This is a genomic window from Streptomyces sp. NPDC088553 (assembly GCF_044752965.1).
Classification (GTDB): Bacteria; Actinomycetota; Actinomycetes; order Streptomycetales; family Streptomycetaceae; genus Streptomyces.
This window is the reverse complement of the sequence record NZ_JBIVMG010000002.1, coordinates 946,790-972,400: the sequence shown is the minus strand read 5'-3', so window position 1 is coordinate 972,400 and position 25,611 is coordinate 946,790. Positions and strand designations below refer to the sequence as shown.

General features: G+C 74.0%; 22 protein-coding genes and 1 pseudogene. 15 read left to right on the top strand and 8 right to left on the bottom strand.

What is annotated here, in order from left to right; all coding sequences use genetic code 11:
- Window positions 1–78 precede the first annotated feature (78 nt).
- Window positions 79–1,725 carry a glycosyl hydrolase family 8 gene (locus tag ACIP8Z_RS09325; RefSeq protein WP_402080736.1) on the top strand — a complete coding sequence of 549 codons (1,647 nt, stop codon included), beginning with the start codon at window positions 79–81 and terminating at the stop codon, window positions 1,723–1,725.
- Here ACIP8Z_RS09325 and ACIP8Z_RS09320 read toward each other — a convergent pair.
- Window positions 1,702–3,405, bottom strand: coding sequence for an FAD-dependent monooxygenase (locus ACIP8Z_RS09320; protein ID WP_402080734.1), 1,704 nt, complete (start codon window positions 3,403–3,405; stop codon window positions 1,702–1,704). The genes ACIP8Z_RS09325 and ACIP8Z_RS09320 overlap by 24 nt on opposite strands.
- A gap of 210 nt (window positions 3,406–3,615) precedes the next feature.
- Between ACIP8Z_RS09320 and ACIP8Z_RS09315 the strand changes: the two genes are divergently transcribed.
- Window positions 3,616–4,098: an SAM-dependent methyltransferase gene (locus ACIP8Z_RS09315; protein ID WP_402080732.1), complete on the top strand. Its 483-nt coding sequence runs from the start codon at window positions 3,616–3,618 to the stop codon at window positions 4,096–4,098.
- 39 nt (window positions 4,099–4,137) lie between these two features.
- Here ACIP8Z_RS09315 and ACIP8Z_RS09310 read toward each other — a convergent pair whose 3' ends face one another.
- Both ACIP8Z_RS09310 and ACIP8Z_RS09305 read right to left on the bottom strand, forming a co-directional pair.
- Complete coding sequence (locus ACIP8Z_RS09310; RefSeq protein ID WP_402080731.1) at window positions 4,138–5,475, bottom strand: carboxyl transferase domain-containing protein; 1,338 nt, start codon at window positions 5,473–5,475, stop codon at window positions 4,138–4,140.
- Window positions 5,476–5,660: 185 nt separating this feature from the next.
- Window positions 5,661–6,119, bottom strand: coding sequence for a Crp/Fnr family transcriptional regulator (locus ACIP8Z_RS09305; protein ID WP_402080729.1), 459 nt, complete (start codon window positions 6,117–6,119; stop codon window positions 5,661–5,663).
- Between the two features lie 305 nt (window positions 6,120–6,424).
- Here ACIP8Z_RS09305 and ACIP8Z_RS09300 point away from each other — a divergent pair, with 305 nt between their 5' ends.
- From ACIP8Z_RS09300 to ACIP8Z_RS09285, 4 genes are read left to right on the top strand one after another with little or no spacing between them, the layout of a single operon-like run.
- Entirely contained in the window at window positions 6,425–7,195 is a 771-nt protein-coding gene (locus ACIP8Z_RS09300) for an amino acid ABC transporter ATP-binding protein (RefSeq protein WP_319314225.1), read from the top strand.
- A 34-nt stretch (window positions 7,196–7,229) separates the two neighbouring features.
- Window positions 7,230–8,087 (top strand): glutamate ABC transporter substrate-binding protein, encoded by an 858-nt coding sequence (locus tag ACIP8Z_RS09295; RefSeq protein WP_402080726.1) that lies wholly within the window; start codon window positions 7,230–7,232, stop codon window positions 8,085–8,087.
- 10 nt (window positions 8,088–8,097) lie between these two features.
- Entirely contained in the window at window positions 8,098–8,763 is a 666-nt protein-coding gene (locus ACIP8Z_RS09290) for an amino acid ABC transporter permease (RefSeq protein ID WP_384562549.1), read from the top strand.
- Complete coding sequence (locus tag ACIP8Z_RS09285) at window positions 8,760–9,674, top strand: amino acid ABC transporter permease (RefSeq protein WP_402080723.1); 915 nt, start codon at window positions 8,760–8,762, stop codon at window positions 9,672–9,674. The genes ACIP8Z_RS09290 and ACIP8Z_RS09285 overlap by 4 nt, the downstream gene beginning before the upstream one ends.
- Window positions 9,675–9,801: 127 nt before the next feature.
- On the opposite strand, the gene ACIP8Z_RS09280 is transcribed toward ACIP8Z_RS09285, so the two are convergent.
- Window positions 9,802–10,557 (bottom strand): anti-sigma factor domain-containing protein, encoded by a 756-nt coding sequence (locus ACIP8Z_RS09280; RefSeq protein ID WP_402080721.1) that lies wholly within the window; start codon window positions 10,555–10,557, stop codon window positions 9,802–9,804.
- A complete protein-coding gene (locus tag ACIP8Z_RS09275; protein ID WP_402080718.1) occupies window positions 10,554–11,138 on the bottom strand; it encodes a sigma-70 family RNA polymerase sigma factor in 585 nt (194 codons plus the stop codon). The genes ACIP8Z_RS09280 and ACIP8Z_RS09275 overlap by 4 nt, the downstream gene beginning before the upstream one ends.
- 222 nt (window positions 11,139–11,360) lie before the next feature.
- Between ACIP8Z_RS09275 and ACIP8Z_RS09270 the strand changes: the two genes are divergently transcribed.
- Entirely contained in the window at window positions 11,361–11,984 is a 624-nt protein-coding gene (locus ACIP8Z_RS09270; RefSeq protein WP_402080715.1) for a fasciclin domain-containing protein, read from the top strand.
- On the opposite strand, the pseudogene ACIP8Z_RS09265 reads toward ACIP8Z_RS09270, so the two are convergent.
- Both ACIP8Z_RS09265 and ACIP8Z_RS09260 read right to left on the bottom strand, forming a co-directional pair.
- Window positions 11,956–12,869, bottom strand: a pseudogene (locus ACIP8Z_RS09265) (MMPL family transporter); the annotation flags it as partial. The gene ACIP8Z_RS09270 and the pseudogene ACIP8Z_RS09265 overlap by 29 nt on opposite strands.
- A gap of 31 nt (window positions 12,870–12,900) precedes the next feature.
- Window positions 12,901–13,395, bottom strand: coding sequence for a MarR family winged helix-turn-helix transcriptional regulator (locus tag ACIP8Z_RS09260; protein ID WP_402080713.1), 495 nt, complete (start codon window positions 13,393–13,395; stop codon window positions 12,901–12,903).
- A 129-nt stretch (window positions 13,396–13,524) separates the two neighbouring features.
- Between ACIP8Z_RS09260 and ACIP8Z_RS09255 the strand changes: the two genes are divergently transcribed.
- Complete coding sequence (locus tag ACIP8Z_RS09255; RefSeq protein WP_402080711.1) at window positions 13,525–15,153, top strand: SDR family oxidoreductase; 1,629 nt, start codon at window positions 13,525–13,527, stop codon at window positions 15,151–15,153.
- 84 nt (window positions 15,154–15,237) lie between these two features.
- Entirely contained in the window at window positions 15,238–16,611 is a 1,374-nt protein-coding gene (locus ACIP8Z_RS09250) for a cryptochrome/photolyase family protein (protein ID WP_402080708.1), read from the top strand.
- Between the two features lie 40 nt (window positions 16,612–16,651).
- Here ACIP8Z_RS09250 and ACIP8Z_RS09245 read toward each other — a convergent pair whose 3' ends face one another.
- Window positions 16,652–17,659 (bottom strand): MerR family transcriptional regulator, encoded by a 1,008-nt coding sequence (locus ACIP8Z_RS09245; protein ID WP_402080706.1) that lies wholly within the window; start codon window positions 17,657–17,659, stop codon window positions 16,652–16,654.
- Between the two features lie 132 nt (window positions 17,660–17,791).
- On the opposite strand from ACIP8Z_RS09245, the gene ACIP8Z_RS09240 reads away from it, so the two are divergent.
- From ACIP8Z_RS09240 to ACIP8Z_RS09215, 6 genes are all read left to right on the top strand, one after another.
- Window positions 17,792–18,541, top strand: coding sequence for a sigma-70 family RNA polymerase sigma factor (locus tag ACIP8Z_RS09240; protein ID WP_402080703.1), 750 nt, complete (start codon window positions 17,792–17,794; stop codon window positions 18,539–18,541).
- A gap of 201 nt (window positions 18,542–18,742) precedes the next feature.
- Window positions 18,743–20,329, top strand: coding sequence for a molybdopterin-dependent oxidoreductase (locus tag ACIP8Z_RS09235; protein WP_402080701.1), 1,587 nt, complete (start codon window positions 18,743–18,745; stop codon window positions 20,327–20,329).
- A 170-nt stretch (window positions 20,330–20,499) separates the two neighbouring features.
- Window positions 20,500–22,629, top strand: coding sequence for an ATP-binding protein (locus ACIP8Z_RS09230; RefSeq protein WP_402080699.1), 2,130 nt, complete (start codon window positions 20,500–20,502; stop codon window positions 22,627–22,629).
- A 119-nt stretch (window positions 22,630–22,748) separates the two neighbouring features.
- Window positions 22,749–23,909 carry a sulfite oxidase gene (locus ACIP8Z_RS09225; RefSeq protein WP_402080697.1) on the top strand — a complete coding sequence of 387 codons (1,161 nt, stop codon included), beginning with the start codon at window positions 22,749–22,751 and terminating at the stop codon, window positions 23,907–23,909.
- A gap of 244 nt (window positions 23,910–24,153) precedes the next feature.
- Window positions 24,154–24,984, top strand: coding sequence for an ammonia-dependent NAD(+) synthetase (nadE, locus tag ACIP8Z_RS09220; protein ID WP_402080695.1), 831 nt, complete (start codon window positions 24,154–24,156; stop codon window positions 24,982–24,984).
- A 141-nt stretch (window positions 24,985–25,125) separates the two neighbouring features.
- Window positions 25,126–25,515 (top strand): VOC family protein, encoded by a 390-nt coding sequence (locus ACIP8Z_RS09215; RefSeq protein ID WP_319314255.1) that lies wholly within the window; start codon window positions 25,126–25,128, stop codon window positions 25,513–25,515.
- Window positions 25,516–25,611 lie beyond the last annotated feature (96 nt).

The following is a 25,611-nucleotide window of genomic DNA, read 5'->3' as shown; positions in this document are numbered from 1 at the left end:
ACTTCCGGGCTCTCTACTCTCCGGCCAATGGTTAGGAATATTTCCTAACCATTGGCCATGGAGGGAAAGGGAGTTGTCATGCGTCGACGAAGCGTCTCGCTCCTCGGGCTCGCGGGTCTGCTGGCGTTGCCCCTGACGGTGCTGCCGCAGGCACAGGCCGCCGACGGTCTGGTGTCCACCGGAAAGGCGGTGACCGCCTCGTCCGTCGAGACCTCGGCCTTCGGGCCCGGTCTCGCGGTGGACGGCAGCGCGGCCACGCGCTGGGCGAGCCTCGAAGGGGTCGATCCGCAGTGGATACGCATCGACCTCGGGGCGAACCACACGATCTCCCGCGTCAAGCTCAACTGGGAGGACGCGTACGGGAAGACGTACAGGATCCAGACCTCGGCCGACGGCTCGACCTGGTCCGACGTCTACTCCACCACGGCCGGTGACGGCGCGACCGACGACCTGACGGTCTCCGGCAGCGGTCGCTACGTCCGCATGTACGGCACCGGCCGCGGCACCGCGTACGGCTACTCCCTGTGGGAGTTCGAGGTGTACGGCGCGCCCACCGGCACCGGAGGCGGCGGCGGCACGGCCGTCCCCTTCGGCAGCCACCTCAAGCCCTACGCCGCCGGCACGCTGAAGCCCTCCGGGTCCCAGGCCACCCTCGACCAGAAGGTCGTCGACTACTACAACCGGTGGAAGTCCGCCTTCGTCCGGCAGAACTGCGGCAACGGCTGGTACCAGATCATCTCGCCCGACGCCGACCACCCGTACGTCGCCGAGGCGCAGGGCTACGGCATGGTCGTCGCCGCGACCATGGCCGGCGCCGACCCCGACGCCAAGAAGATCTTCGACGGCCTCGTCAAGTGGAAGATCGACCACCCCTCCGCCGTCAACCCGAACCTGCTCGCCGCCGAACAGGACGTCGACTGCCGCAGCGTCAACGGCGGTGACGGCGCCACCGACGGCGACATGGACGTGGCCTACGGCCTGCTCCTCGCCGACAAGCAGTGGGGCAGCACCGGCACGTACAACTACAAGGACCTCGCCCTCAAGCACATCGCCGCGATCAAGAAGGACGAGCTCAACCCGACGACCAAGCTCCTGAAGCTCGGCGACTGGAGCAGCTCCGGCGACCAGTACTACTACATATCCCGTACCTCGGACTGGATGGTCGACCACTTCCGCGCCTTCCGTACGGCCTCCGGCGACACGACCTGGGACGCCGTGCGCACCGCGCACCAGACCCAGATCTCCCGTCTCCAGTCGGCCTACGCCTCCGGCACCGGACTCCTCCCCGACTTCGTCGTCGACACCAACACCACCCCCAAGCCCGCCCCGGGCCAGGTCCTGGAGGACCCCAACGACGGCGCGTACTGGTGGAACGCCTGCCGCACCCCGTGGCGCATCGCGGACGACGCGGTGACCAGCGGCGACGCCACGTCGCTCGCGGCCGCGCGGAAGCTCAACAGCTGGATCAAGACGAAGACCGGCGGCGACCCGAACAAGATCGCCATCGGCTACAAGCTCAATGGCACCCAGATCTCCGCGGGCAGCGAGGCCGCCTTCTTCGCCCCGTTCGCGGTCGCGGCGATGACCGACTCCGGCAGCCAGGCCTGGCTCGACGCCCTGTGGAACAAGATGCTGGCCACCCCGATCGACACCAGCAGCTACTTCTCCGCGAGCATCCAGCTCCAGGTCATGATCACGGCCTCAGGCAACCACTGGGTCCCGTAGCGGTACGGACAGCGCCTCCAGGCAGTCCGCCAGGGCCGCCGTGGTGGCGCCGAGCGGGAACCGCGCGGCGAGCTGCCCGTCGGGGCGCACGACGAAACCGGTGTCGCCGTCGGGGAGGTAGATCCGCGCGAACTCCCCGGCGGCGTCCCGGTACGCCGGAGCGCCGAGGTCGGGGGAGGCGTCCGGATCGGCGTCCCGGGGGAGCAGGGCGACGACGTCGAGCGGCAGCCGGTCGCCTGCGGCGGCCCGCGCCGCCGCCACCGCCCGCGCGAGGCCGGTGACATCGGCCCCGTACAGCACGGCCACGTGTCCGGGGCGGTCGCGCAGGACATCGAGCAGCCGCAGCGGGTAGGTGGCCACGGGCGTGCCCAGACCGCCGCAGTCCGGAGCCAGATCGCCGGGCTGCGGCGCGCCGGCCGGCCCGTACGGGGCGCCGGCGAGCGGGCCGTCCCGGTAGCCGACGAGCAGTTGTGCCTCGCGGAGGAGCAGGGTCGTCAGGTCGTCCGGGTCGTTCTCGATGCCCCGGGTGGCGTGCCGCACGGTACGGCCGACGACCTCCTCGCCCACCGGGCGGCGCTCGGCGTCGTAGCTGCCGAGCAGCGCGGGCCCGGCCTCGCCCTTCACCACCAGGGCGAGCTTCCAGGCCAGATTGGCGGCGTCCTGGATGCCGGTGTTCATGCCCTGGGCGCCGGTGGGCGGGTGGATGTGCGCGGCGTCGCCCGCGACGAAGACCCGCCCCTCGCCGTAGCGGCCGACGATGCGGTGGCTGATGCGGAAGACCGACGACCAGCGCAGACCGGAGAGCCGGGCCGGGCCCGGGGCAAGCCGGTCGACGACGGCCTGGAGATGGGACAGTCCGGGTCCGCGACCGTCCTGGAGGCCGTGGGTGACTCCGTCCGAAGGGGCGGCGGTCCGGGGCGGTCGCGCCGCCCGCGCCGCGTCGGCCGGTCCAGCCGGCTCGGGCGGCACCTTCATCGACATCCGGTAGCGGCCGTCGCCGGGCAGCGGGATGCAGACGAGAACGTCGTCGAGGGACCCGTCGGCGGTGCGGTGCTCGCAGCGGAGCGCGTACCCCCGGGGCAGGTCCCAGTCGGACTCGGCCACGACGTCGCCGAGCATGTACGCCTCCGGGAACGCGCCGCCCTCGTACGACAGACCCAGCGTCTTGCGAACGACGCTGTGGGCCCCGTCGCAGCCGATCAGATAGGGGACCCGCAGCTCCTCGGTGAACCCCGACGCGCCGCGCAGCAGTGCGGTGACCCCGTCCGGGTCCTGGACGAACGAGACGAGTTCCGTCCCGCGCTCGATGGACGTCCCCAGGCCGACGACGTACTCCTCCAGGAGCCGCTCGGTCTCGTACTGCGGCAGCGCGGCGAAGCCGTACGGCACGTCGGGGGGCAGCTCCAGCGCGATCCGCGCCGCCACCGCGCCGTTGACGTACGTCAGTTGGCCGCGCATCGGGACGGCGGCCTCCAGGACGGCACGGATCAGGCCCATCCGGTCCCACAGCTCCAGGGTGCGCGGCTGGATCCCGACGGCCTTGGCGTACGGGAGTCTGGCCGGCAGCCGGTCGACGAGCCGGCAGCGCACCCCGTGCCTGCGGAGCTCGGCGGCGGCACTCAGGCCGACGGGACCCGCGCCCACGATGAGTACGTCGGTGGTGGTGCCGGTGTGCGCCACGGGTGCCCTCCAGTGCCGGCCGGCTTCTCGCCAGGTCCCGTGTTCCATGGTCACCCGCGGCCGTTCGTTCGGCGAGCCGTGCGGTCCGGCTCGCGTACGGGCTTGTGCGACTGGGTTCAGCGTGCGGGCCCGGCGCCCGAGCGCCCTGCGAGCAGCGCTACCGTGCGGGCAGCAATCCCCGCGGGGGCGTAGGAAAAGAACGAGGATCTCATGGCGCAGGAACAGATTCGCCCGTCCGTCGTCTCCCACCCGGTGGGCCATGTCGTCGGAGGCCGCGAAGAGGTGCGCGACGACGAGTGGGGCGACGTCGAGTCGGTCATCCGGCTGGACGCGGAGCTCTTCGGCCCCGAGGCGCTCGCCGGCCTCGACGCGTTCTCGCACCTTGAGGTCGTCTATCACTTCGACCGCGTACGACCCGACGCCGTCGAGACCGGGGCCCGCCACCCGCGCGGCAACACGGAGTGGCCGCTGGTCGGGATCTTCGCCCAGCGCGGCAAGAACCGCCCCAACCGCCTCGGACTCTCCCGCTGCGTGCTGGTGCGCACGGACGGCCTCGACGTCCACGTGCGCGGCCTCGACGCGGTCGACGGCACGCCGGTCCTCGACATCAAGCCGTACATGGCCGAATTCGCCCCGCAGGGCCCGACCACCCAGCCGGCCTGGGCGGACGAGATCATGCGGCACTACTACTGAGCGGATCGCCGCGCCGGGCGTCCCCGCCCCGCAGGGGACTCAGTTCTCCACGATGCCCCGGACGACGCCCAGGTCCAGGAGGTCCCCCGGGCGCAGGCGGAGTTGGTCCGCCGTCGCGGCGGACTCCTCCGGCGGGCGCTTGAGGATCGACGCGGCCGCCTCCGGGGCGATCACCGAGAAGTAGCTGTCGGGGGTGGCCCAGAGGTTGTCGGGGGCGGCGAGGGCCAGGGCGCCGCCCGAGCCGCCCTCACCGATGAGGAGCGAGGTGACGGGCACGCGCGCGGTGGACACGGCGGCGAACAGGTCGGCGATCGCCGGGCCCGCTCCGGCGCGTTCCGCATCCGGATCGTTGGCCGCCCCCGGCGTGTCGATGAGGGTGAGGACCGGGATCCCCAGCCGGTCGGCGAGCCGTACGAGCCGGGCGGCCGTACGGAAACCGGCCGGGCGGGTCGAGGTCCCGCACTGCGCCGCGTACGCCACCGTACGGCCGTCGGGCAGCCGCCCGAAGCCGCATCGCATCCCCGGGTCGACGCCCCCGGCGCGGTCGCCCGAGATCTCCGCACGGACGGAGAAGTGCGCGTCGAGGTACGCGGCCGCCCGGGGCCGCTCGGGGTGCCGGGCCCGGGCCACCGCCTCCCGGCCGCTCGCGGCGGGCGGCGTGTCCGGGTCGCCGAGCCCGCGCGGCGGGGACGCCGGCCCTTCGGCGGGGCGCGTGAGCAGGGAGAGCCAGCGCCCGAGGGTGCCACGGAGCGCGTCGGGCGTCACGATCGCGTCGATGTGACCGTGCGCGAGCTGCGCCTCCGCGGCGTACGCGGCGGGGTCCGCGTCCGGCGGGCGGACCCGGGAACCGGCGAAGCCGACCTGGGCGCCGGGCAGTGCGAGCACCACGTCCGATCCGGCGCCGAGCGTGGCCCAGCCGCCGCCCGTCGTCGGGTCCCGCAGGACGGCGATCTGCGGCAGCCCGGCGGCGCGGGTGCGGGCCGACTCGCCCGCCAGGAGCTGGAGTTGGAGCAGGGCCCGCATCCCCTCGTGCATCCGGCTGCCACCCGTCGCCGTAAGCACGACCACGGGCAGCCGTCGCGCGCGGGCCCGCGCGTGGGCCGCGGCGGCGCGCGCACCCGTCCGCTCCCCGAGGGAGCCGCCGAGGAACCCGAACTCGAAGGAGATCAGGACCGCCCGCACCCCGCCGATCTCACCCGTGCCGCAGACCACCGACTCGGTCTCGCCGGTACGGGCGGAGGCGCGCGCGTGCGCGGCGGAGTAGCCGGGCCAGCCCAGCGGGCCGTCGCCCGCCAGGGGCCCCTCCGTGAAGGAGAATTCGGTGAAGTCGTCGGCGACGAGGGCGATCGCCTCGCGTGCCGTCGTCGGGTCGCTCATCCGGACCTCGCAGCTCGTCGACGGAGGGTGGGGGAGGGCCCGTCCGCCCCGCGGTCACCGCCGGGGACCGGACCCGCCGGTGCACCGCCACCGTAACGTCCGGGGTCCGACGGCTCCGGCTCGCCCCCGCCTCTCCGCCGCCGTGGCTCCGGGCCCCTGCCCGTCCCCGCCGGCCCTGTCGTCCGTCAGGCCAGGATGCCGCTCCCGTGCGGCGCGTACAGGTCGAGGAGCCGGACCCTGGTCACCTGGAGGCGGTGGGCCAGGATCGCGCCCACCCAGAACATGACCGAGGCGCCGAACTCCGCGTCCGAGCGGCACATCGAGCGCACGGCCGGGGCATCGAACTCCTGCGCCCGGACCGGGGTCATCGCCTCCGCCCCCGACTGGCACAGATACGGCGGGAACAGCCACGACAGGCCCACCAGCTCGCCGTGGTGCAGGGTCTCGATGACCGGCGACCCGCGCCCCGGCACCTTGGCGTCGAGCGTCACCGCGCCCGTCTTCACGATCCAGAACCGGTCGGCGTGCTGTTGCTCCTCGAACAGCCGGTGACCGGAATCGAAGTACACGTCCTCGGCGAAGGCCATCAGGCGCTCCCGGTGCTCCGGCGGCAACGTGCTGACCTTGGGTGCGGCACTGCTCATGGCGGACCCTCCTCACGCACTCGGCTCCCACCCCCAGTGTCCGCCAGCCCGCCCCCACGCGCGCGTACGCCGGGCGCACGCCCGCCGCGCCCCGCCCGTACGCCCCTCGCGCGCGTGCCCCGGGCGGCAGCGCGCGTGTGCCCCGGCCTGGCGTGCGGGCCCACCACCCCTCCCGGGGCCGGGGTCACGTTTCGGTGTGCCCGCTCACCCTCCGTGCACCCCCTCCGGAGTGCGCGGGCCGGGCGGAGGGCGGAGCATGAACGTGAGAAGGAGCGGCAAGCGGGGGCGTGAGCCAGGAGGGTGACATGCCCGTCCCGGAAGGTGGCGTCCCGGAAGGAGGCGACGAGCTCGTCGTGCTCCGCGGGGTCGACAAGCACTTCGGCGCCCTGCACGTGCTCCAGTCCATCGACCTGACGGTGCACCGCGGTGAGGTGGTCGTCGTCATCGGGCCGTCGGGCGGGGGAAAGTCGACGCTCTGCCGGGCGATCAACCGCCTGGAGACCATCGACTCGGGCGAGATCGTCATCGACGGACGCCCCCTCCCGGCCGAGGGACGCGAACTGGCGGCCCTGCGCGCCGACGTCGGCATGGTCTTCCAGTCCTTCAACCTCTTCGCGCACAAGACGGTGCTCGGCAACGTCACCCTGGGCCAGATCAAGGTCCGCAAGAAGGACCGGAAGTCCGCGGAGCAGCGTGCCCGCGCCCTCCTCGACCGGGTCGGGGTCGCCTCGCAGGCGGACAAGTACCCGGCCCAGCTCTCCGGCGGCCAGCAACAGCGCGTGGCGATCGCCCGCGCCCTCGCCATGGATCCGAAGGTGATGCTCTTCGACGAGCCGACCTCCGCGCTCGACCCCGAGATGATCAACGAGGTCCTGGAGGTCATGCAGCAACTCGCCCGGGACGGCATGACGATGGTGGTCGTCACCCATGAGATGGGCTTCGCCCGTTCCGCCGCCAACCGTGTCGTCTTCATGTCGGACGGACGGATCGTCGAGGAGACGACCCCGGACGAGTTCTTCAACAATCCGCGCAGCGACCGGGCCAAGGACTTCCTGTCCAAGATCCTCCACCACTGAGCCGCGGCCGTCGCCCGACCAGCAGCCCCCAGGGGTGATCCACATGAACCCGCTCAGGACCGGCAGGGCCACCGTCGCCGTCGCAGCGGCCGTCGTCCTTTCCTTCACCTCCGCAGGATTCGCGAACGGCGCGACCGGTGCCGTGCCACGCGACCACGGTGGCGACGAGATCACCGTCGGCATCAAGTACGACCAGCCCGGCATCGGCCTCAAGACGCCGGACGGCACCTACACCGGCTTCGACGTCGACGTCGCCACGTACATCGCCAAGGAGCTCGGCCACGACCCCTCCGACATCGTCTGGAAGGAGGCCAAGAGCGCCGACCGGGAGTCGCTGCTCCAGCGCGGTGACGTGGACTTCATCGCGGCCTCGTACTCGATCAACGACGAGCGGGCGAAGAAGGTCGACTTCGCCGGTCCCTACCTCCTGGCCCACCAGGACGTCCTGATCCGCGCCGACGACGACTCCATCACCAAGCCGTCCGACCTGAACAACAAGAAGCTCTGCTCGGTCACGGGCTCGACGTCCGCGCAGAACGTGAAGGACAAGATCGCCCCCGACGCCCAGCTCCAGGAGTACGGCGGCTACTCCGAGTGCCTGACCGGCCTGGAGAACGGTGTCATCGACGCCGTCACCACCGACGACTCGATCCTCGCCGGATACGCGTCGCAGGACGAGTTCAAGGACAAGTTCAAGCTCGGCGGCTTCAAGATGAGCAACGAGAACTACGGCATCGGCGTCCAGAAGGGCAGCGAGCTCAAGGCGAAGATCAACACCGCCCTGGAGAAGATGGTCGCCGACGGTTCCTGGGACGCGGCGGTGAAGAAGAACTTCGGCCCCGCGAACTACCAGAACGAACCGGCGCCCGAGATCGGCGTCATCGTGAAGTGAGCGGGCCGTCGTGTTCGACTTCCTCCAGGGGTACGACCTGCTCGGAGCCTTCTGGGTGACGGTGCAGCTCACCGTCTACTCCGCGATCGGCTCCCTGATCTGGGGGACGCTGCTGGCCGCCATGCGCGTCAGCCCCGTCCCCCTCATGCGGGGCTTCGGCACCGTCTACGTCAACATCGTCCGCAACATCCCCCTCACCGTCATCATCGTCTTCACCTCGCTCGGCCTCTTCCAGACGCTCGGAGTGAGCCTCGGCGCCGACAGGTTCACCGTCATCAACTTCCGGCTCGCCGTCCTCGGTCTCACCGCCTACACGAGCGCCTTCGTCTGCGAGGCGGTCCGCTCCGGCATCAACACCGTCCCCCTCGGGCAGGTCGAGGCGGCCCGGGCCATCGGGCTCAGCTTCCCGCAGGTCCTGCGCATCGTCGTGCTCCCCCAGGCCTTCCGCTCCGTCGTCGGCCCGCTCGCCAACGTCATGATCGCCCTCACCAAGAACACCACGGTGGCCGCCGCGATCGGCGTCGCCGAAGCGGCCCTGCTGATGCGCGAGATGATCGAGAACGAGGCCCAACTCATCCTCATCTCCGCGATCTTCGCGTTCGGGTTCATCTGCCTCACCCTGCCCACCGGACTCTTCCTCGGCTGGGTGGCCAAGAAGGTGGCGGTGAAACGGTGAAGACCAAGCCCACCGTCCTCTACGACGTCCCCGGCCCGCGCGCCCGGCGCCGCAACCTCCTCTGGACGCTGCTGTTCCTGCTCGCGCTCGCCGCCGTCGTGTGGTGGGTCGTGGTGAGCCTCGCCGACAAGAACCAGCTCGAATGGTCCAAGTGGGCGCCCTTCTTCACCGACGCCCGCATCTGGGAGACGTACATCCTGCCCGCCCTGAAGAACACCGTGATCGCCGCCGCGCTCGCCATGGTGATCGCGCTGCCCCTCGGCGCCCTCCTCGGCATCTCCCGGCTCTCCGACCACCGCTTCGTGCGCGGCGCGGCCGGCACCGGTGTCGAGTTCTTCCGGGCCATCCCCGTCCTGATCCTCATGCTCTTCGCCAACGCCGCGTACTCCGAGTTCACCGACGTCAGCCCGGACATCCGCCCGATGTACGCCGTCGTCACCGGCCTCGTCCTCTACAACGCCTCCGTACTCGCCGAGGTCGTCCGGGCCGGCATCCTCGCCCTCCCCGCGGGCCAGACCGACGCGGCGAAGGCCATCGGCATGCGCAAGGGCCAGACCATGACGTACGTGCTCCTCCCGCAGTCGGTCACCGCCATGCTGCCCGCGCTCGTCAGCCAGCTCGTCGTCATCGTCAAGGACACCGCGCTCGGCGGCGCGATGCTCGGCTTCTCCGAACTCCTCGCCTCCGTCCGCCCGATGAGCGCCAACTACGGAGCGAACACGATCGCCTGCTTCACCGTCGTCGCCGTGATCTTCGTCATCCTCAACTTCGCGCTCACCACCTTCGCCTCCTGGCTCGAAGGCCGGCTGCGGCGCGGCAAGAGGTCCACGGGCGCGGTCGTCGGGGCGGGCGCGGTGGAGGAACTGGCCACACCGGGCGAACACGCGGGCCCGACCGACGAGACCAAGTGAGCCGCCGGGCGGGACGGGGCGGGGGCACGCGCGCGCGTGCCCCCGCGCCCGTGCCCCCCCCGTCAGGTCCGGGAGGGGGCGCACAACGCCACCGGCCAGGCCCGCGGAGGGCGAGCGGCCTCCCCGGTCAGGCCCCGGGGAGGGCGAGCAGTGCCACCGGCGCGGAGGTCGGCCTCGGCGAGCCGCCGGCCGGTTCGACGGTGACCCCCACCCCGGACGCCCGGTTCACCGGACCGTCGAGGAGGGTCGCCTCGGCGGTGGCGCCCGGGTCCATCAGCCCCGCGGACCGCATGGTGCCCCCGTCGTCGTACCAGAGCTGGTAGACCTTGCCGGCCGGTGGCGGCGCCATGCCGGAGGCGGCGAACACCGCACGGTCGAGCGAGGCCGAGACGACGACCGTGCCCACGGCGCCGCCTTCGAGCCGGCTGGTGGAGACCCGGGCGTCCGGGGCCGCGAGGACCTCGGCGACGGCGTCGTTCGCCTGGCGCGCGCGGGCCGTCTCCTGCCGGGCGTCCTCGGCCAGTCCGTGCTGCCAGGCCGCTACCCCGCCGAGCCCGGCCGCCCCGGCGAGACAGGCCGCCAGCGCCCAGTGCGACCACCGGCGCAGGCCGCGCCGGCCACGCGGGGCCCGCGCCGCCCTCGTGGTCGCCGGCGGCTCCTGGCGTACGGTCGCGATCCGCTCCAGGACACCCGTCCGCAGCGTGGCGGTCGGCGTCACCGCGACGGCGAGACCGAGCCGGACGACGGTCTCGGAGAACTCCCGGACCTCCTGGGCGCACGACGGACACTCCGCCAGATGACGCCGTACGGCCTCCTGCTCCTCGGGGTCCAGTGCGTCGAGCGCGTACGCGCCGGTCATCGTGTGCGGATCCGCGGCGTTCACACGCCCACCCCCAGACAGTCCCGGAGCCGGATGAGTCCGTCGCGCATCCGCGCCTTGACGGTGCCCAGCGGCACGGCCAGCAGTTCCGCGACCTCGCGATAGGTGAGGCCCCGGTAGTACGCCAGGTTCACCGACTGGCGCTGCAGCTCGGTGAGGCCCCGCAGGCAGCGCCGGACCTGCTCGCGCTCCAGCCGGCCCTCCACCTGCTCCACCACCTCGTCGTAGGCGGCCGTGTGCTCCAGCAGAGCCACCCGCTTCTCCCGGTTCGACGCCGCCTGCTCGGAGCGCACCCGGTCGACGGCCCTGCGGTGCGCGAGCGTCATGACCCAGGCCAGGACCGACCCCCGGGCGGGCTCGTAACGCGCCGCGGTCCGCCACACCTCGACCAGCACCTCCTGGGCGACCTCCTCCGACTGGGCGGGGTCCCGCAGCACGGTGCGGACGAGGCCGAGCACCGGCCCGGACACCGCCTCGAAGACGGCCGTGAAGGCCTGCTGGTCGCCGAGCGCCACACGCCCCATCAGCTCGGGAAGGTCCGGAGGCGCTGGTCGGACGTCGCCGATCCACACGTTCTCTCTCACCGGCGGTCTCCTCCAGGAATCACTTGAGTACAGGAGCTGTTCGGAGCCGGCGTCCCGGTGGACGGGTCGCGCCGGAGGCTTTTCCGCACAGCTCCGCCGGCCGGGGCGCGGCAGCCGATCCCCATCACTCATTCGGGTGAGGGGAGCCATCCGGACGCAGCCGCGCACCGAATGACTGGTGATGGGTCGCCGACCGGTGGACCCGACACCCCAGGAGTGATCATGAACACCCAGACCTTCCGCCGCGCCTCCGTCGCCGTGACCGCCGCCGTGCTGCTGCCGCTGGGCCTGACCGCCTGTTCGGCCGAGGCGAGCGGTGACGGGGCGGCGGCCCCCGCGGCGGCCTCGTCGACGGCGACCGGCATGGCGGCCGACGGCCCCTTCGGCCCGGGTTGCGCGTCGGTGCCGAAGGACGGCGCCGGTTCCTTCGACGGCATGGCCAAGGACCCGGTCGCCACGGCCGCCTCGAACAACCCCGAGCTGTCGACGCTGGTCACCGCCGTCAAGCAGGCGGGGCTCGTCGACACGCTGAACAACGCCGAGAACATCACGGTGTTCGCGCCGACCAACGCCGCCTTCGCCAAGATCCCGAAGGCCGACCTCGACAAGGTCCTCGCCGACAAGGCGATGCTGACGGACATCCTCACGTACCACGTCGTGGGCCAGAAGCTGACCCCGAAGCAGCTGGAGAACGGCTCCTTCGAGACCCTCCAGAAGGGCCGGCTGACCACCCAGGGCTCCGGCGAGTCCTTCACGGTCGACGGGTCCGCGAAGGTGGTCTGCGGCAACGTCCCCACCGCCAACGCCACCGTCTACATCATCGACACGGTGCTGATGCCCAAGTAGCGGAGGCGTTCTTCCCCGAGTCACCGCCCTCCGGCCCCGTCGCCGCCCGGCTGAGCCTGCCGGGCCACCACGCGACGGGGCCGAGGTCCCGTACGAGCGCGGGCACGAGAGCGAGCGGACGACGAGGGTGTCCAGGAGGACGCCGAACGCGACGATGAAGGCGATCTGCACCAGGAAGGCGAGCGGGATGCCGCCCAGCGCCGTCCAGGGCCACCGTGGCCACGAGCAGCAGCGGCATCAGGAGGGAGCGGAGGAGGCCCACGAGGATGGCCAGGATGACGGCGAGTACCACCGGCACGATCAGCGTCCGGTCGTGCGCGGCGGTCCGCCGGGTCTCGTACCGCTGCGCCGTGCAGCCGCCGACGAGGGTGTCCGCCCCCCCGCACCGCGTGCGCGAATCCCGGAGCCGGGTGACCGCCGCCACGGCCGCGTCGCCGTCGGCGGCGTCGGCCGGGGTGACGTCGATCCGGACCCGTCCGTCGACGACCAGCGGCGCTCCGGCCCCCGGCCGGCCGGAGGCGGTGACGGCCGTGGCCGAGTCCACCCCCTCGACCCGCTCGGCCGCCGAGATCACCCGGGCCGCCGCGTCCGCGTCGGCGATCACGATCGCCGGGTTGCCGGCCCCGCCGGAAAGTGTCGGCCGAGCGTCTCCCGCGCGGCGACGGAGGGCGCGTCGGCGACGAAGATCTCGTCGAGCGGAACCCCCTCGGACTCCAGGACCGGCGCGCAGGCGGCGCAGGCGAGCGGGCCGGCGAGCGTCGCCGCCCGCACCTTGCGGGGAGCGCGGTCGACCAGCGCGGCCACACGGCGCCAGATCCCGTGGCCGCCGCCCTCGGCCTCGGACGGGCGGCGCCGGGAGGGCCCGTACGCGGCGCGGCCAAGCAGTGGCCACCTCACCGAGCTTCGGACGGCGGGGTCAGCGGCGTGGGACGGTCAGGTCGCCGAGTTCGTCGTTCAACGCGTCCAGGAAGCGCACCGCCGCGGCCAGCTCCTCCGCGTCGAACCGCAGCCGGGCCCGCTCCGCCGCCTGCGCCAACGGCATGAAGTAGCTGCGGGCGGCGGCCTTCGCCCCCTCCACGTAGTGCACATGGACGACCCTGCGATCGGCGCTCTCCCGGGAGCGGCGGATGTGCCCGGCCCGTTCGAGCCGGTCGAGGCAGGCCGTGACCGCCCCCGAGGTCAACCCCAGGTGCTCCCTCAGACGGCCGGGGGTCAGCGGCTCCGGGCTGTCCAGGACGACCGAGAGCGCCTGCACGTCCGTGGGATGCAGTCCCTGCGCGAGCGCGAAACCATGGACCAGTCGATTGATCTCACCGTTCGTCCGCCGCAGCGCGCGGGCGAAACTCTGCGCATCACCCGGCACGCGCGCGGGCGCGGTCCCACCGGTCTCGGGTTCCTCTGTACTGGCCACACGATCAGCCTATAGAAACCGGCCGGTGCATCCGCGGCGGCCGCCCGCGGGGAAGAGAAGCAGGAGGAAACCGTGGCCCCCGGCCGGTGGGGGAGCGCGGCACCCCCGACAGCGGAACGGAGCAGATCCATGAGCGACCCGTCAGGGCACGAGACCCCGGGACCGCTGTGCCTGGTCACCGGCGCCAGCGGCTACATCGGCGGCCGCCTCGTCCCCGAACTCCTGGAGGCCGGTCTCCGGGTGCGGTGCCTGGCCCGTACCCCCGCGAAACTGCGCGACCACCCCTGGGCCGGGGAGGTGGAGATCGTCCGCGGCGACGTCACCGACGCCGAGAGCCTCGTCCCCGCGTTCCGCGACGTCGACGTCGCGTACTACCTCGTGCACGCCCTGGGTGCCGGACGCGGCTTCGAGCGCACCGACCGCACGGCGGCCCTGAACTTCGCCCGGCAGGCCCGCGCCGCCGGCGTCGGCCGCATCGTCTACCTCGGCGGCCTCACCCCGCGCGGCGTGCCCGACCGGGAACTCTCGCCGCACCTGCGCTCACGTGCCGAGGTGGGCCGCATCCTCCTGGACTCCGGGGTTCCCACCACGGTGCTCCGCGCCGCCGTCATCATCGGCTCCGGCTCGGCCTCGTTCGAGATGCTCCGCTACCTCACCGAACGCCTGCCCGTGATGGTCACCCCGAGCTGGGTCCGCACCCGGATCCAGCCGATCGCCGTCCGTGACGTGCTGCGCTACCTGGTCGGCAGTGCGCGGATGCCCGCGGAGGTCAGCCGGACCTTCGACATCGGCGGCCCCGACATCCTCACGTACCTCGGCATGATGCGCCGCTACGCCGCCGTCGCCGGACTGCCCCGGCGGCTCATCCTCCCCGTGCCGGTCCTCACCCCCCGGCTGTCCAGCCACTGGATCGGACTCGTCACCCCGGTGCCCCGGTCCATCGCCCGCCCGTTGGCCGAGTCGCTCCGCTACGAGGTCGTCTGCGAGGAGCACGACATCGCCGAATGGGTGCCGGATCCGCCCGACGCCCCGCTCGCCTTCGAGCGGGCGCTCGCCCTCGCCCTCCAACGGGTCCGCGAGGCGAAGACGACCACCCGCTGGTCCTCCGCCTCCGTGCCCGGCGCGCCGAGCGATCCGCTGCCCACCGACCCCGACTGGGCGGGCGGCAGCCTCTACACCGACGAGCGCGAACGCACCGTCGGCGCGTCACCGCAGGCGCTGTGGAAGGTCGTCGAGGGCGTCGGCGGGGAGAACGGCTGGTACTCCTTCCCGCTCGCCTGGGCCGTCCGGGGCTGGCTCGACCGGCTCGTCGGAGGCGTCGGTCTGCGCCGGGGCCGCCGTGACGCCCTGCACCTGCGGGCCGGCGACTCGCTGGACTTCTGGCGGGTGGAGGAGATCGAACGGGGGCGGCTGCTGCGGCTGCGCGCCGAGATGAGGCTCCCCGGGCTCGCCTGGCTGGAGATGTACGCCGAGCGCGACGAGAACGGGGACACCCGCTACCGGCAGCGTGCCCTGTTCCACCCGCGCGGCCTGGCCGGCCACGCCTACTGGTGGAGCGTCGCGCCGTTCCACGCCATGGTCTTCGGCGGCATGGCCCGCAACATCGCGCTGACGGCGGAGGCGAGCGAGGCGGACGGGACCGCCGGCCCGCCGCCGGCGTCCGGCTCGGCGTCCGCATCCGGTGCGTCACCGGCGTCCGGCTCGTCGTCCGCGTCGACCCCGCCATCCGCATCCGGCACGCCCCCGCGGGGCGAATGACCTCCGCACATCACGTCAGTACAGCGACCCACCGGACAGGCGCCCCGCCGGGCCGGTCGGTGACCCCATGCCAGGAGCGGTGCCATGAACGTCTCGGTCGTCCTCTTCACCTCGGACCTCCGCGTCCACGACCACCCGCCGCTGCGTGCCGCGCTGGGCCGGGGGAACGCGGTCGTCCCCCTGTTCGTACGGGATCCGGCCGTGGCCCGCGCGGGCCACGCGGCGCCGAACCGGGACGCCTTCCTCGCGGACTGCCTCGCCGACCTCGACACCGGACTGCGCGAGCGCGGTGGCCGGCTCGTGGTGCGGTCGGGCGACCCCGTCGCCGAGGTGTGCGCGGTCGTGCGGGAGGCCGAGGCCGACGACGTCCACATGGCGGCCGGCTGCAGCGGGTTCGCCCGGCGCCGTGAGGACCGGCTCCGCCGCGCCCTTGAGGCGGACGGACGGCGCCTGTACGTCCACGACGCCGTCGTCACCGCGCTGCCCACGGGCGCCGTGACACCGGACGGCTCGGACCACTACGCGGTCTTCACCCCCTACTTCCGCCGCTGGTCGCGCGAGCGGCTGCGCGAGCCGCTCGCGGCGCCGCGGGTGGTCCGGACGCCCCGGGGCGTCCGTTCCGAGGACCTTCCGGCCCGAGCGGACGTCCAGGCCGTCTCCGAGGGGCTGGCCAGGGGCGGTGAGCAGGAGGGCCGGAGACGGCTCGCCGCCTGGCTGGCACGGGGTGTCGACGCGTACGAGGAAGGCCACGACGACCTCGCGGGCGACGCGACCTCCCGCCTCTCGCCGTACCTCCACTTCGGCGCCGTCTCGGCGGCCGAGGCGGTCCACCGGGCCCGGTCGCGCGGCGGAGCGGGCGCCGAGGCGTTCGTACGCCAGCTCTGCTGGCGCGACTTCCACCATCAGGTCCTCGCCGCGCGCCCCGACGCCGCCGCCGACGACTACCGCACCCGTCACGACCACTGGCGGCAAGGCAAGGAGGCGGACGCCGACCTCCGGGCGTGGCGCGAGGGCCGCACCGGCTACCCCGTCGTCGACGCCGCGATGCGGCAGCTCGCCCACGAGGGCTGGATGCACAACCGGGGGCGGCTGCTCACCGCCTCGTTCCTGACCAAGACCCTGTACATCGACTGGCGCGAGGGAGCACGGCACTTCCTGGACCTGCTGGTCGACGGTGACCTCGCCAACAACCAGCTCAACTGGCAGTGGATGGCCGGCACGGGCACCGACAGCCGCCCCAACCGGGTGCTGAACCCGGTGATCCAGGGCAAGCGGTACGACCCGGACGGCGCCTACGTACGGCGATGGGTGCCGGAACTCGCCGGGCTCGAAGGCCCCGCGGTCCACGAGCCGTGGAAGCTGCCCGGGCTCGAACGGGCCCGGTACGACTACCCGGACCCGGTGGTCGAACTCGCCGACGGCCTCGCCCGCTTCCGGCACGCCCGGGGCCGGGAGTAGGGCCTGTCCGGCGGACAGGCCCTACGGGAGGTCTTGTCGATCAGGCCGGATCGACACGTTCAGGAGCCTCCCGAGGCGGCGGTGCCCCCTCGCCGTCCCGTGCGGCGGCGCACAGGCCGCTCAGCAGCGACAGGGCCTCCCGCAGACCCGTGGGGCGCAGCATGCCCGGCCCGGGCGTCCGGCCCGCCCAGCCGGGACCCGCGAGAAGGACCGCCGTCCGGGACCGGGCGCCCCTGACGCCCCACGAGGTGTCGGCGACGTGGCGCGCCAGGGGGTGGTCCGCCGTCGAGCGCGCCTGGGCCCACAGCGCGACCGCCGCGGGGCCCGTCCTCCGTACCGCCTGGTCGAGCGCCTCCGGCGGCACGGCCGCCCCGAACATCAGGGTGGGGACCCCGAGTTCGGCCAGCCCCGCGGCGAGCGCCTCCAGCGGGAGGGTGTGCTGCTCGTGCGGCACACAGGCGAGCAGGACCGGGGGAGTGCCCGCCTCCGGGGTCCCGCCACGGCGCGCCGAGCCGACCCGGCGCAGCGCCGTCGAGACGTGCCAGGACAGCAGGTGCTCCACTTCGACGTAGCGGTCCTCCGAGGTCTCCCACTTGCGGCCCACGGCGTGCAGGGCCGGCGCCAGCACCTCCTCCCACGCGGTGACCAGACCGTGCCGCGCGATCGCGGAATCAAGGATCTCGTCCATGGCCCCCGAGTCGAGCCTGACGGCCGCGCGGCCCAGGCCCCGCAGCTCCCGTCGGACGTCGCCGACGGCCGGCCCGCGGGCGGCGGGCCGGGCAGGTGCCTGCCCGGGGGCCGGCGCGGCCGGTACGGCTCGGGCCCGGGCGGCCCGGGCCGCCTCCGCCGGAGGGACTCCGGACGCCGTCAGCCTGCACATCTCCTGGAGGACGGCGACGTCCCCCGGGCTCCACCGCCGGTGCCGGCCGCTCTCATGGGCGGCGGGGCCGATGCCGTAGCGCCGGTCCCAGGAGCGCAGGGTGGTGGGCGCGACACCCAGGCGGCGCGCGACCGCGCCGCTGGTGAGCCCCGGCGAGGGTTCGGTCATGCGCCCACGATACGACGCACAAGCGTTGCGAATGGTGCGGTCGACGCGCCGGGACGGAGCCTGGGGTGCCCCGTTGAGGGGACCCCGCCCGCCGACCGGTGTCCGCCGGTCCCGGCCTGAGGAGCAGTCGTCATGAACGCACCGAGCGTCGACGCCCGGCCCCCGCTCCGGGGCGAGCCGAGGACCCTGTCCGACCGTGACGTCGCCGACGGGTTCGTGCGCGGCGACGAGCGCTGTCTGGCCGTCGCCCACGCCCGGTGGCACGGCCTGGTGCACGCCCTCGCCGCCCGCACCCTCGGTGATGCCAGGGAGGCGGAGGACGTCGGCCAGCAGGTCTTTCTCGCGGCCTGGCGGGGCCGGGCCGGCTACCGGCCGGAGCGCGGTCCGTTCCCCGGCTGGCTCGTCGGCATCACCCGGCGGAAGGTCGCAGACGCCCTCGCGGCGCGCACCCGGCGCCGGGACCTGGTGGTCGCGGTGGGTGAGCGGCTGTCCCCCGAGGGCGGGTCCGTCCCGGATCCCGACCGGGTCCTCGAACGGCTCGTGGTCACCGGCGAGCTGGCGAAACTGCCCGCCGCGCAGCGCGAGGTGCTCGCCATGGCCTTCTACGGGGACCTCACCCAGGTCCAGATCGCCGAGCGCACGGGCATGCCGCTCGGCACGGTGAAGAGCCACGCGCGGCGCGGCCTCGACCGGATGCGCCGTTCGCTGAGCGAGGCGCCGGGCGGACGCGGCACCGCCACCACCCTGCACGCCGTCATGAAGGCCACCGCCGCGGTCACGAAGGCCACCACCGTCACCGCCGCGGTCACGAAGGCCACCACCGCCACCACCAATGCCACCGTCACCAGCGCCGACACCAGCACCAGCGCCACCGCCGGCTGACACCGTCCTGCGGCCCCGCGGGCCGAGCGGGCACCCCGCCGGTCGCGCCGCGCGGGCGACGCCGACCCGAACCGCCCCCGGTACCGTTCCGCCGCGCGCGACGCGTACCCCGACCGGCGGCCCGGGCACCGGTCCCCTACCGCTGTCCACCTTCCAGGTGAATCGGCCCATCCCGAGCGCCGTCGATGCCGAATGAGGAGCATGACCCTCTCCGAGCCCCCGGGCGAGCCCACCCGCACGGACCGACTCCTCGCCGCCGTCGGCGGGCTGATCGCCGGATACGTCTCCCTCGCCGTCGCGGACCTCGCCGCCTTCTGGGTACGGCCCGAGGCGAGTCCCGTGACCGCCGTCGGCGGCGCCGTCGTCGACCAGACACCGGCGGCCGTCAAGGAGTGGGCGATCCGTGAGTTCGGCGAGAGCGACAAGGCCGTTCTCCAGCTCGGCATCCTGATCATCCTCGGGATCCTCGCCGTCGGGATCGGGCTCCTCGCGCTGCGCCACCGGCTGCCCGGCTCGGCGGCCGTCGGTGCCTTCGGTGTCCTCGGCGCCCTGGCGGCCGTCACACGGCCCGACTCGGACTCCGCGCTCGACGCGGTGCCCTCACTGGTGGGCGCCGCCGCCGGCGCGGCCCTGCTGTACGCCCTGACCGGCATCCTCGCCCGGAGGGCCGGGACGGGATCGCCGGCCGCCCGCGCCGACCGCCGGACCTTCCTGGTCGTCGCCGCCTCCGCCGGCCTCGCCGCGACCGGCGCCGCCGCCCTCGCCAGGGCGGCCGGCAGCCCCGTCGAGGAGAACGCCGCCGCCTCCCGCGCGGCCCTGCGCCTGCCCCGACCGGCGTCCCCGGCGCCGGCCGTGCCCGCCGGAGCCCAGCTCCCGGTCCCCGGCATCGGCCCGTTCGTCACCCCGAACCGCGACTTCTACCGCGTCGACACCGCGCTCGTCGTCCCCCGGGTCGACGCCGACCGGTGGAGGCTGCGCGTCCACGGCATGGGCGTCCGCGAGGAGCTCACCGTCACCCTGCGCGAGCTCATGACCCGGCGGATCGTGGAGCGGGACATCACCCTCGCCTGCGTCTCGAACGAGGTCGGCGGCCCGTACGTCGGCAACGCCCGCTGGCTCGGCGTGTCCCTCGCCGACCTCCTGCGCGAGGCGGGCGTCCGGCCGCCGTCCGCAGGCGGCCCCGCCGACCAGCTGGTGGCCCGCTCCGTCGACGGCATGACCATCGGCACCCCGGTCGAGCGGGTCATGGACGGCCGCGACGCCCTCCTCGCCTTCGGCATGAACGGCGAACCCCTGCCGTTCATCCACGGCTTCCCCGTCCGCATGGTCGTCCCCGGCCTCTACGGGTACGTCTCCGCGTGCAAGTGGATCGAGTCGATCGAACTCACCACCTTCGCCGCCTACGACGCCTACTGGGTCCCGCGCGGCTGGGCCGCCCAGGCCCCCGTCAAGACCCAGTCCCGCATCGACACCCCCCGCGCCTTCGCCCGCCCCGCCGCCGGCACCGTCATGATCGCCGGGGTCGCCTGGGCCCAGCACCGGGGCATCCGCCGGGTCGAGGTACGGATCGACGAAGGCCCCTGGCAGGAGGCCCGGCTCGCCGCCGAGGACAGCGCCGACACCTGGCGCCAGTGGCTGTACCCGTGGCAGGCGACCCCCGGCCGCCACACCCTCACCGTCCGCGCCACCGACGGCACCGGCGTCACCCAGCCCGAGGAGCGCACCGGCACCATGCCCGACGGGGCCCAGGGCTGGCACTCCGTCGTCGTGACGGTCGACGAGGGGTAGCCGTCACGCACCCGAGTGAAGGAGCCGTTCCGTCCGAGGTGAAGGAGCCGTGACGGTGGAAGGGGGTAGCCGTGACGGTCGGGGTGCGGCATCGTGACGGTGGGGAGGGTGGCGCCGCTCCGGTCCGGGCAGCGTAACGAACCGGTGCCGACCACCCGTTCGTCGCTCTCATGAGGGAGACTGCTCCCGTGCGTGGACATCTGCCGGACGAGAACCCCGGTTTCGTGGGACGCCGCACGGAACTGGAGCGGATGTCCGCCGCGTTGGCGGAGCACCGCCTCGTCACCGTGACCGGCGTCGGGGGAGTCGGAAAGACCAGGCTCGCGCTGCGCGCCGCGCACCGCGCCGCCGAGGGATACCCCGACGGCGCCTGGTGGACCGACCTCACCCCGCTCGACGGGGACCGGCTCCTCGTCGCCCTCGTCGCCGACTCGGTCGACCTCTCCGACCACACCCCCGGAATGGCGACCACCGGACTCTGCCGCCGGCTCGCCGACGACCGGCTGCTGCTCGTCCTCGACTCCTGCGAGCACCTCGCCGAACCCTGCGCGCGGCTCGTCGCCGAACTCCTCTCCGCCGCCCCGGGACTGACCGTCCTGGCCACCAGCCGGCAGCCCCTCGGCGTCGAGGGGGAGCAGGTCGTCGCCCTCGACCCGCTGCCGCCCGCCGGGGGCGACGCCCTGGAGCTGCTCCGCCGGGCCGCGGGCGAGGAGTTAACCGCCGCCGGCCCGGCCGGCGAGATCTGCGTACGCCTCGAAGGCATCCCGCTCGCCCTGGAACTGGCCGCCGCCCAGATCCGCCTCCAGGGCGCCGAAGCCGTCCGGGACCAGCTCGGCACCCGCTTCGACGCCCCGCCCTCCGCCCGCTTCGACCTGCTCGCCCACACCGAGCGGGTGTGGCCGAGCCGACACCAGACCCTGCGGGCCGCCATCGGCTGGAGCCATGAGCTGAGCGCCCCGCTCGAACGCCTCCTCTGGGCCCGGCTGTCCGTCTTCCGCGGCCCCTTCGACCTGGCGTCGGCGACCGCCGTGTGCATCGGCGGGCCGCTGAACCGGGCGACCCTGCCGGGAGCCCTCGACGGGCTCGTCCGCGCCTCCGTGGTCCACCCGCCGGACGCGGGCGGCCGCCTGCGGATGCTCGACACGATCCGGGCGTACGGGGCGACCTGGCTGGAGCGGACCGGCGAGACCGGGACGGTCGCCGACCGGCACGCGGCCCACTTCCGGGGGCTCGCGCGCCGGGGCGAGACCGAATGGCACGGCGCGCGCCAGCTGCGCTGGTACCGGACCGTCGACGCCCACCACACCGATCTGCGCACCGCCCTCGACCGGCTGCTGCGGACCGACCCCGACGCCGCCCTCGACCTCATCGGCTCGGTCGCCTTCGCCTGGTCCTGCCGGGGCCGTCTGCGCGAGGCCCGCGACGGCCTCGAACAGGCCCTGCTGCTGAGCGGCGCGCGCGGCCGGCCCCGGGCCCGCGCGTTGTGGGCGCTCGGCGTCACCCTCGTGCTCCAGGGGGAGTTCGGTCCCGCGCAGGAGGTGAGTGAGCGCTGCGCCCGGGAGGCCCGGTACACGGAGTACACGGAGTACACGGAGTACACGGAGGACACCGAGGAGGCCGGCGCCGGGCGCGCGGGCGGCCACGGCCGTCCCGGTGACCTGACCCTGGACGCCGCCGCGCTCGCCGGGCTGCTCGCCCTGACCACGGGCCGTCCGATGGCCGCGTGCGTCGTCGTCGGCCATGTCCTCGACGCCGCCAGGGGCGGCCCCGCCGACTCCGCCGCCCGGCTCCGCTGCCATCTCGTCCGCGTGTTCGCCCTGACGGGACTCGGCCGGCTCGGCGAGGCCCGCGACCGGGCGCTCGCCCTGCGGGCCCTGTGCGAGGAGCTGGACGAGCACTGGACGCGGACGGCCCTGGAGTACCAGCTCGCCCTCACGGGTCTCCTGGAGGGCGACCCGGCGACGGCGGCCGGGCACGCGCGCGCGATGCTCGAAGGCACGCGGGGACTCGGCGCGAGCCTGGGGGTGGCGCTCGGGCTCGACGTCCTCGCCACGGCCCTCGCGGCGGCCGGTGACGGCGAGCGGGCGGCCGACGTCTCGGGCACGGGAGAGGCGTACTGGCGCTCCACCGGCCAGCCCCGGCGCGGCCTGCCCGGCCTGCGGGCGCTGCACGAGAAGTACACGGACACCGCCCGCGCGACGATCGGAGAACCGGCGTACGAGGAGATCTTCGTACGCGCCCTCACCGGGCTTCCCCAGGACGGCCTCGACCGAGCCCTACGAGGCCCCCGCCAGAGCTGAGGCGGCACACGGCCCCGCCGGAGCCGAGGCGGCACACCCGGGACGGGGCCCGTCCGGTGCCGTCCGAGACCCTTCCCTGCCGAAGTGCCGGGCCCCGGGCCGCGGCGCACCATGAGGGCATGGACGGATCCCTGCGTGGTCTGAGCGACATCAGCACACCGGGACGCGTGGCCGGACCCGACGAGGGCGTCTCGGTGCAGGAGTTGGGCCTCGCCGCCCGCAATCACGGGCTGCCCCTGGAGGCGCTGCGGTACGACGTCACCCCGCCCGGGCTGCACTACGTACTCGTCCACTACGACATCCCCGACACCGCCACGGACGGCTGGCGGCTCACCGTCGGCGGCCGAGTCCTGCGGCCCCTCGCCCTCGACCTGGACGCGCTCCGCTCCCGGCCCTCCGTCACCCGCCGGGTCACCCTGGAGTGCGCCGGTAACGGACGGGCCCGGCTGTCGCCCCGGCCGGTCAGCCAGCCCTGGCTCGTCGAGGCCGTCGGAACCGCCGACTGGACCGGCGTCCCCCTCGCCACGCTGCTCGCCGAGGCGGGTGTCGCCGAGGACGCCGTCGAGGCGGTGTTCACCGGCGCCGACCACGGGGTGGAACGGGGCGTCGAGCAGGACTACCGGCGGAGCCTCCCCCTCACGACGGCCGCCGACCCGGCCCGGGACGTCCTCGTCGCGTACGCCATGAACGGGGCGCCCCTGCCCCCGCAGCACGGCAGCCCGCTCCGGCTCGTCGTCCCCGGCTGGTACGGCATGGCCCATGTGAAGTGGCTCCACGACATCACGCTCACCGCCACCCCGTACACCGGCTTCCAGCAGGCCGTGGCCTATCGCGTACGGCAGGCGCCCGAGGACCCGGAAGAGCCCGTCACCCTCATCGCGCCGCGGGCGCTGATGGTGCCGCCCGGATTCCCCGACTTCATGTCCAGGACCCGGGTGGTCCGCCCCGGCCCCGTCCCGCTCACCGGCCGCGCCTGGTCGGGCCACGGGCCGGTCACCCGCGTCGAGGTGAGCGAGGACGGCGGGGCGGTCTGGACCGAGGCGGAGCTCGTACGGGATCCCGCGCACCCCTGGGCCTGGTCCGCCTGGCACACCACCTGGACGGCGACCCCGGGCCTGCGCCATCTGACCGTGCGGGCCGCCGACGCCGAGGGCCACGTCCAGCCGGCCGTCGCGCCCTGGAACCGCGGCGGGTTCGCCAACAACCTCGTCCAGCGGGTCGAGGTCCTCTGCACCCCGGACGCGGCACCGGAGACGACGCCGGACCCGACCGGGCCCTGAACCCGGACGCGCTCCGGACCCGACCGGGCCCTGAACCCGGACGCGCTCCGGACCCGACCGGGCCCTGAACCCGGACGCGCCCCGGCGACGAACAGGCCCTGAGGCCGGACGCGCTCCGGCCGCGACCGGGGCAGGGGGGCCGGGGCAGGGGGGCCGGGGCCGCGAGGCCGGGGCAGGGCGACGTGCCGTCGCCCCGGTGCGTAAAGTCGACACCCGCAGCCCTGAACCTGACGAGGAGACCCCCGTGACCGACCCGGCGTCCACCGCCCTCCAGCAGCAGATCGCCCGGGACCTCCAGGTGACCGAGACCTTCGACCCGCGGGTCGAGATCGAGCGCCGCGTGGCCTTCCTGACCGAGCGCCTCACCTCCACGGGCCTGCGCTCCCTCGTCCTCGGCATCAGCGGCGGCGTCGACTCCACCACCGCCGGACGCCTCTGCCAGCTCGCCGTGGAGCGGGCCCGCGCCGCCGGACACGAGGCCACCTTCTACGCGATGCGCCTGCCGTACGGCGTGCAGGCCGACGAGAAGGACGCGCAGACCGCGCTCGGCTTCATCCGCGCCGACGAGGTCCTCACCGTGGACGTCAAGGCCGCGAGCGACGCGGCCCTGGAGGCCGCCCGCGCCGGTGGCGTGACCTTCCGCGACGCCCACCACCAGGACTTCGTGCAGGGCAACATCAAGGCACGCCAGCGGATGATCGCCCAGTACGCGGTCGCCGGAGCCCACGACGGGCTCGTCGTCGGCACCGACCACGCCGCCGAGGCCGTCTCCGGCTTCTTCACCAAGTTCGGCGACGGCGCCGCCGACGTCGTCCCGCTCACCGGACTGACCAAGCGGCGCGTCCGCGCGGTCGCGGCCGAGCTCGGCGCCCCGGCCGAGCTGGTCTGGAAGACCCCCACGGCCGACCTGGAGACGCTGGACCCGGGCAAGCCCGACGAGGACGCCCTCGGTGTCACGTACGACGACATCGACGACTTCCTGGAGGGCAAGCCGGTCGCCGAGGCCGCCTTCGCCACGATCGTGCGCCGCTACGAGCTCACCGAGCACAAGCGGCAGCTGCCGATCGCGCCCTGAGCGACCCACGCCCCGGCCCCGGCCCCGGCCCCGGTCCCGGTCCCGGCCTCAGCCCCCAGCCACAGCCTGAGCGGCGGGCGGCGGACACTCGGCGGATCCTGGAAGGGGTGCCCGGAACGGGCCCCCGGAAAGGAGCACGCCATGTTCGGCGACACCCCCGCATTCAGCGGTTTCTCGGTCGACGACCTGGACGCCGCCCGGCGCTTCTACGGCGAGACCCTCGGTCTGGAGGTGGGCGAGGAGGGGCAGGACGACATGCGGATGCTCTTCCTCACCCTGGCGGGCGGGGCCCGGGTCTTCGTCTATCCGAAGGACGACCACACCCCCGCCTCCTTCACGATCCTCAACTTCGCGGTCGACGACATCGACCGGGCCGTGGACGACCTGACGGGGCGCGGGGTGACCCTGGAGCGCTACGAGGGATTCGAGGCGGACGCGAAGGGCATCGTGCGGGTCGACGGCGGACCGGCCATCGCGTGGTTCACGGACCCGGCGGGAAACGTCCTGTCGGTGCTCCAGGAGAGCCGCTGACCGGCGTCACCCGGGCGCCGGCGTAGCCGTCCGGCACCGTCCCCGCCCCCGAACGGACCGGCCCGCGTGCGCGGCGGTCCCGTACCGCCTCGAATG

What these genes read in the sequence shown, in the direction of transcription:
- ACIP8Z_RS09315 (WP_402080732.1), top strand. Translation starts at nt 3,616, where the DNA reads ATGGCGCAGGAACAGATTCGCCCGTCCGTCGTCTCCCACCCGGTGGGC.
- ACIP8Z_RS09235 (WP_402080701.1), top strand. Translation starts at nt 18,743, where the DNA reads ATGACCCTCTCCGAGCCCCCGGGCGAGCCCACCCGCACGGACCGACTC.
- ACIP8Z_RS09250 (WP_402080708.1), top strand. Translation starts at nt 15,238, where the DNA reads ATGAACGTCTCGGTCGTCCTCTTCACCTCGGACCTCCGCGTCCACGAC.
- ACIP8Z_RS09310 (WP_402080731.1), bottom strand. Translation starts at nt 5,475, where the DNA reads ATGAGCGACCCGACGACGGCACGCGAGGCGATCGCCCTCGTCGCCGAC.
- ACIP8Z_RS09255 (WP_402080711.1), top strand. Translation starts at nt 13,525, where the DNA reads ATGAGCGACCCGTCAGGGCACGAGACCCCGGGACCGCTGTGCCTGGTC.
- ACIP8Z_RS09300 (WP_319314225.1), top strand. Translation starts at nt 6,425, where the DNA reads ATGCCCGTCCCGGAAGGTGGCGTCCCGGAAGGAGGCGACGAGCTCGTC.
- ACIP8Z_RS09325 (WP_402080736.1), top strand. Translation starts at nt 79, where the DNA reads ATGCGTCGACGAAGCGTCTCGCTCCTCGGGCTCGCGGGTCTGCTGGCG.
- ACIP8Z_RS09230 (WP_402080699.1), top strand. Translation starts at nt 20,500, where the DNA reads ATGAGGGAGACTGCTCCCGTGCGTGGACATCTGCCGGACGAGAACCCC.
- ACIP8Z_RS09225 (WP_402080697.1), top strand. Translation starts at nt 22,749, where the DNA reads ATGGACGGATCCCTGCGTGGTCTGAGCGACATCAGCACACCGGGACGC.
- ACIP8Z_RS09305 (WP_402080729.1), bottom strand. Translation starts at nt 6,119, where the DNA reads ATGAGCAGTGCCGCACCCAAGGTCAGCACGTTGCCGCCGGAGCACCGG.
- ACIP8Z_RS09270 (WP_402080715.1), top strand. Translation starts at nt 11,361, where the DNA reads ATGAACACCCAGACCTTCCGCCGCGCCTCCGTCGCCGTGACCGCCGCC.
- ACIP8Z_RS09245 (WP_402080706.1), bottom strand. Translation starts at nt 17,659, where the DNA reads ATGACCGAACCCTCGCCGGGGCTCACCAGCGGCGCGGTCGCGCGCCGC.
- ACIP8Z_RS09240 (WP_402080703.1), top strand. Translation starts at nt 17,792, where the DNA reads ATGAACGCACCGAGCGTCGACGCCCGGCCCCCGCTCCGGGGCGAGCCG.
- ACIP8Z_RS09215 (WP_319314255.1), top strand. Translation starts at nt 25,126, where the DNA reads ATGTTCGGCGACACCCCCGCATTCAGCGGTTTCTCGGTCGACGACCTG.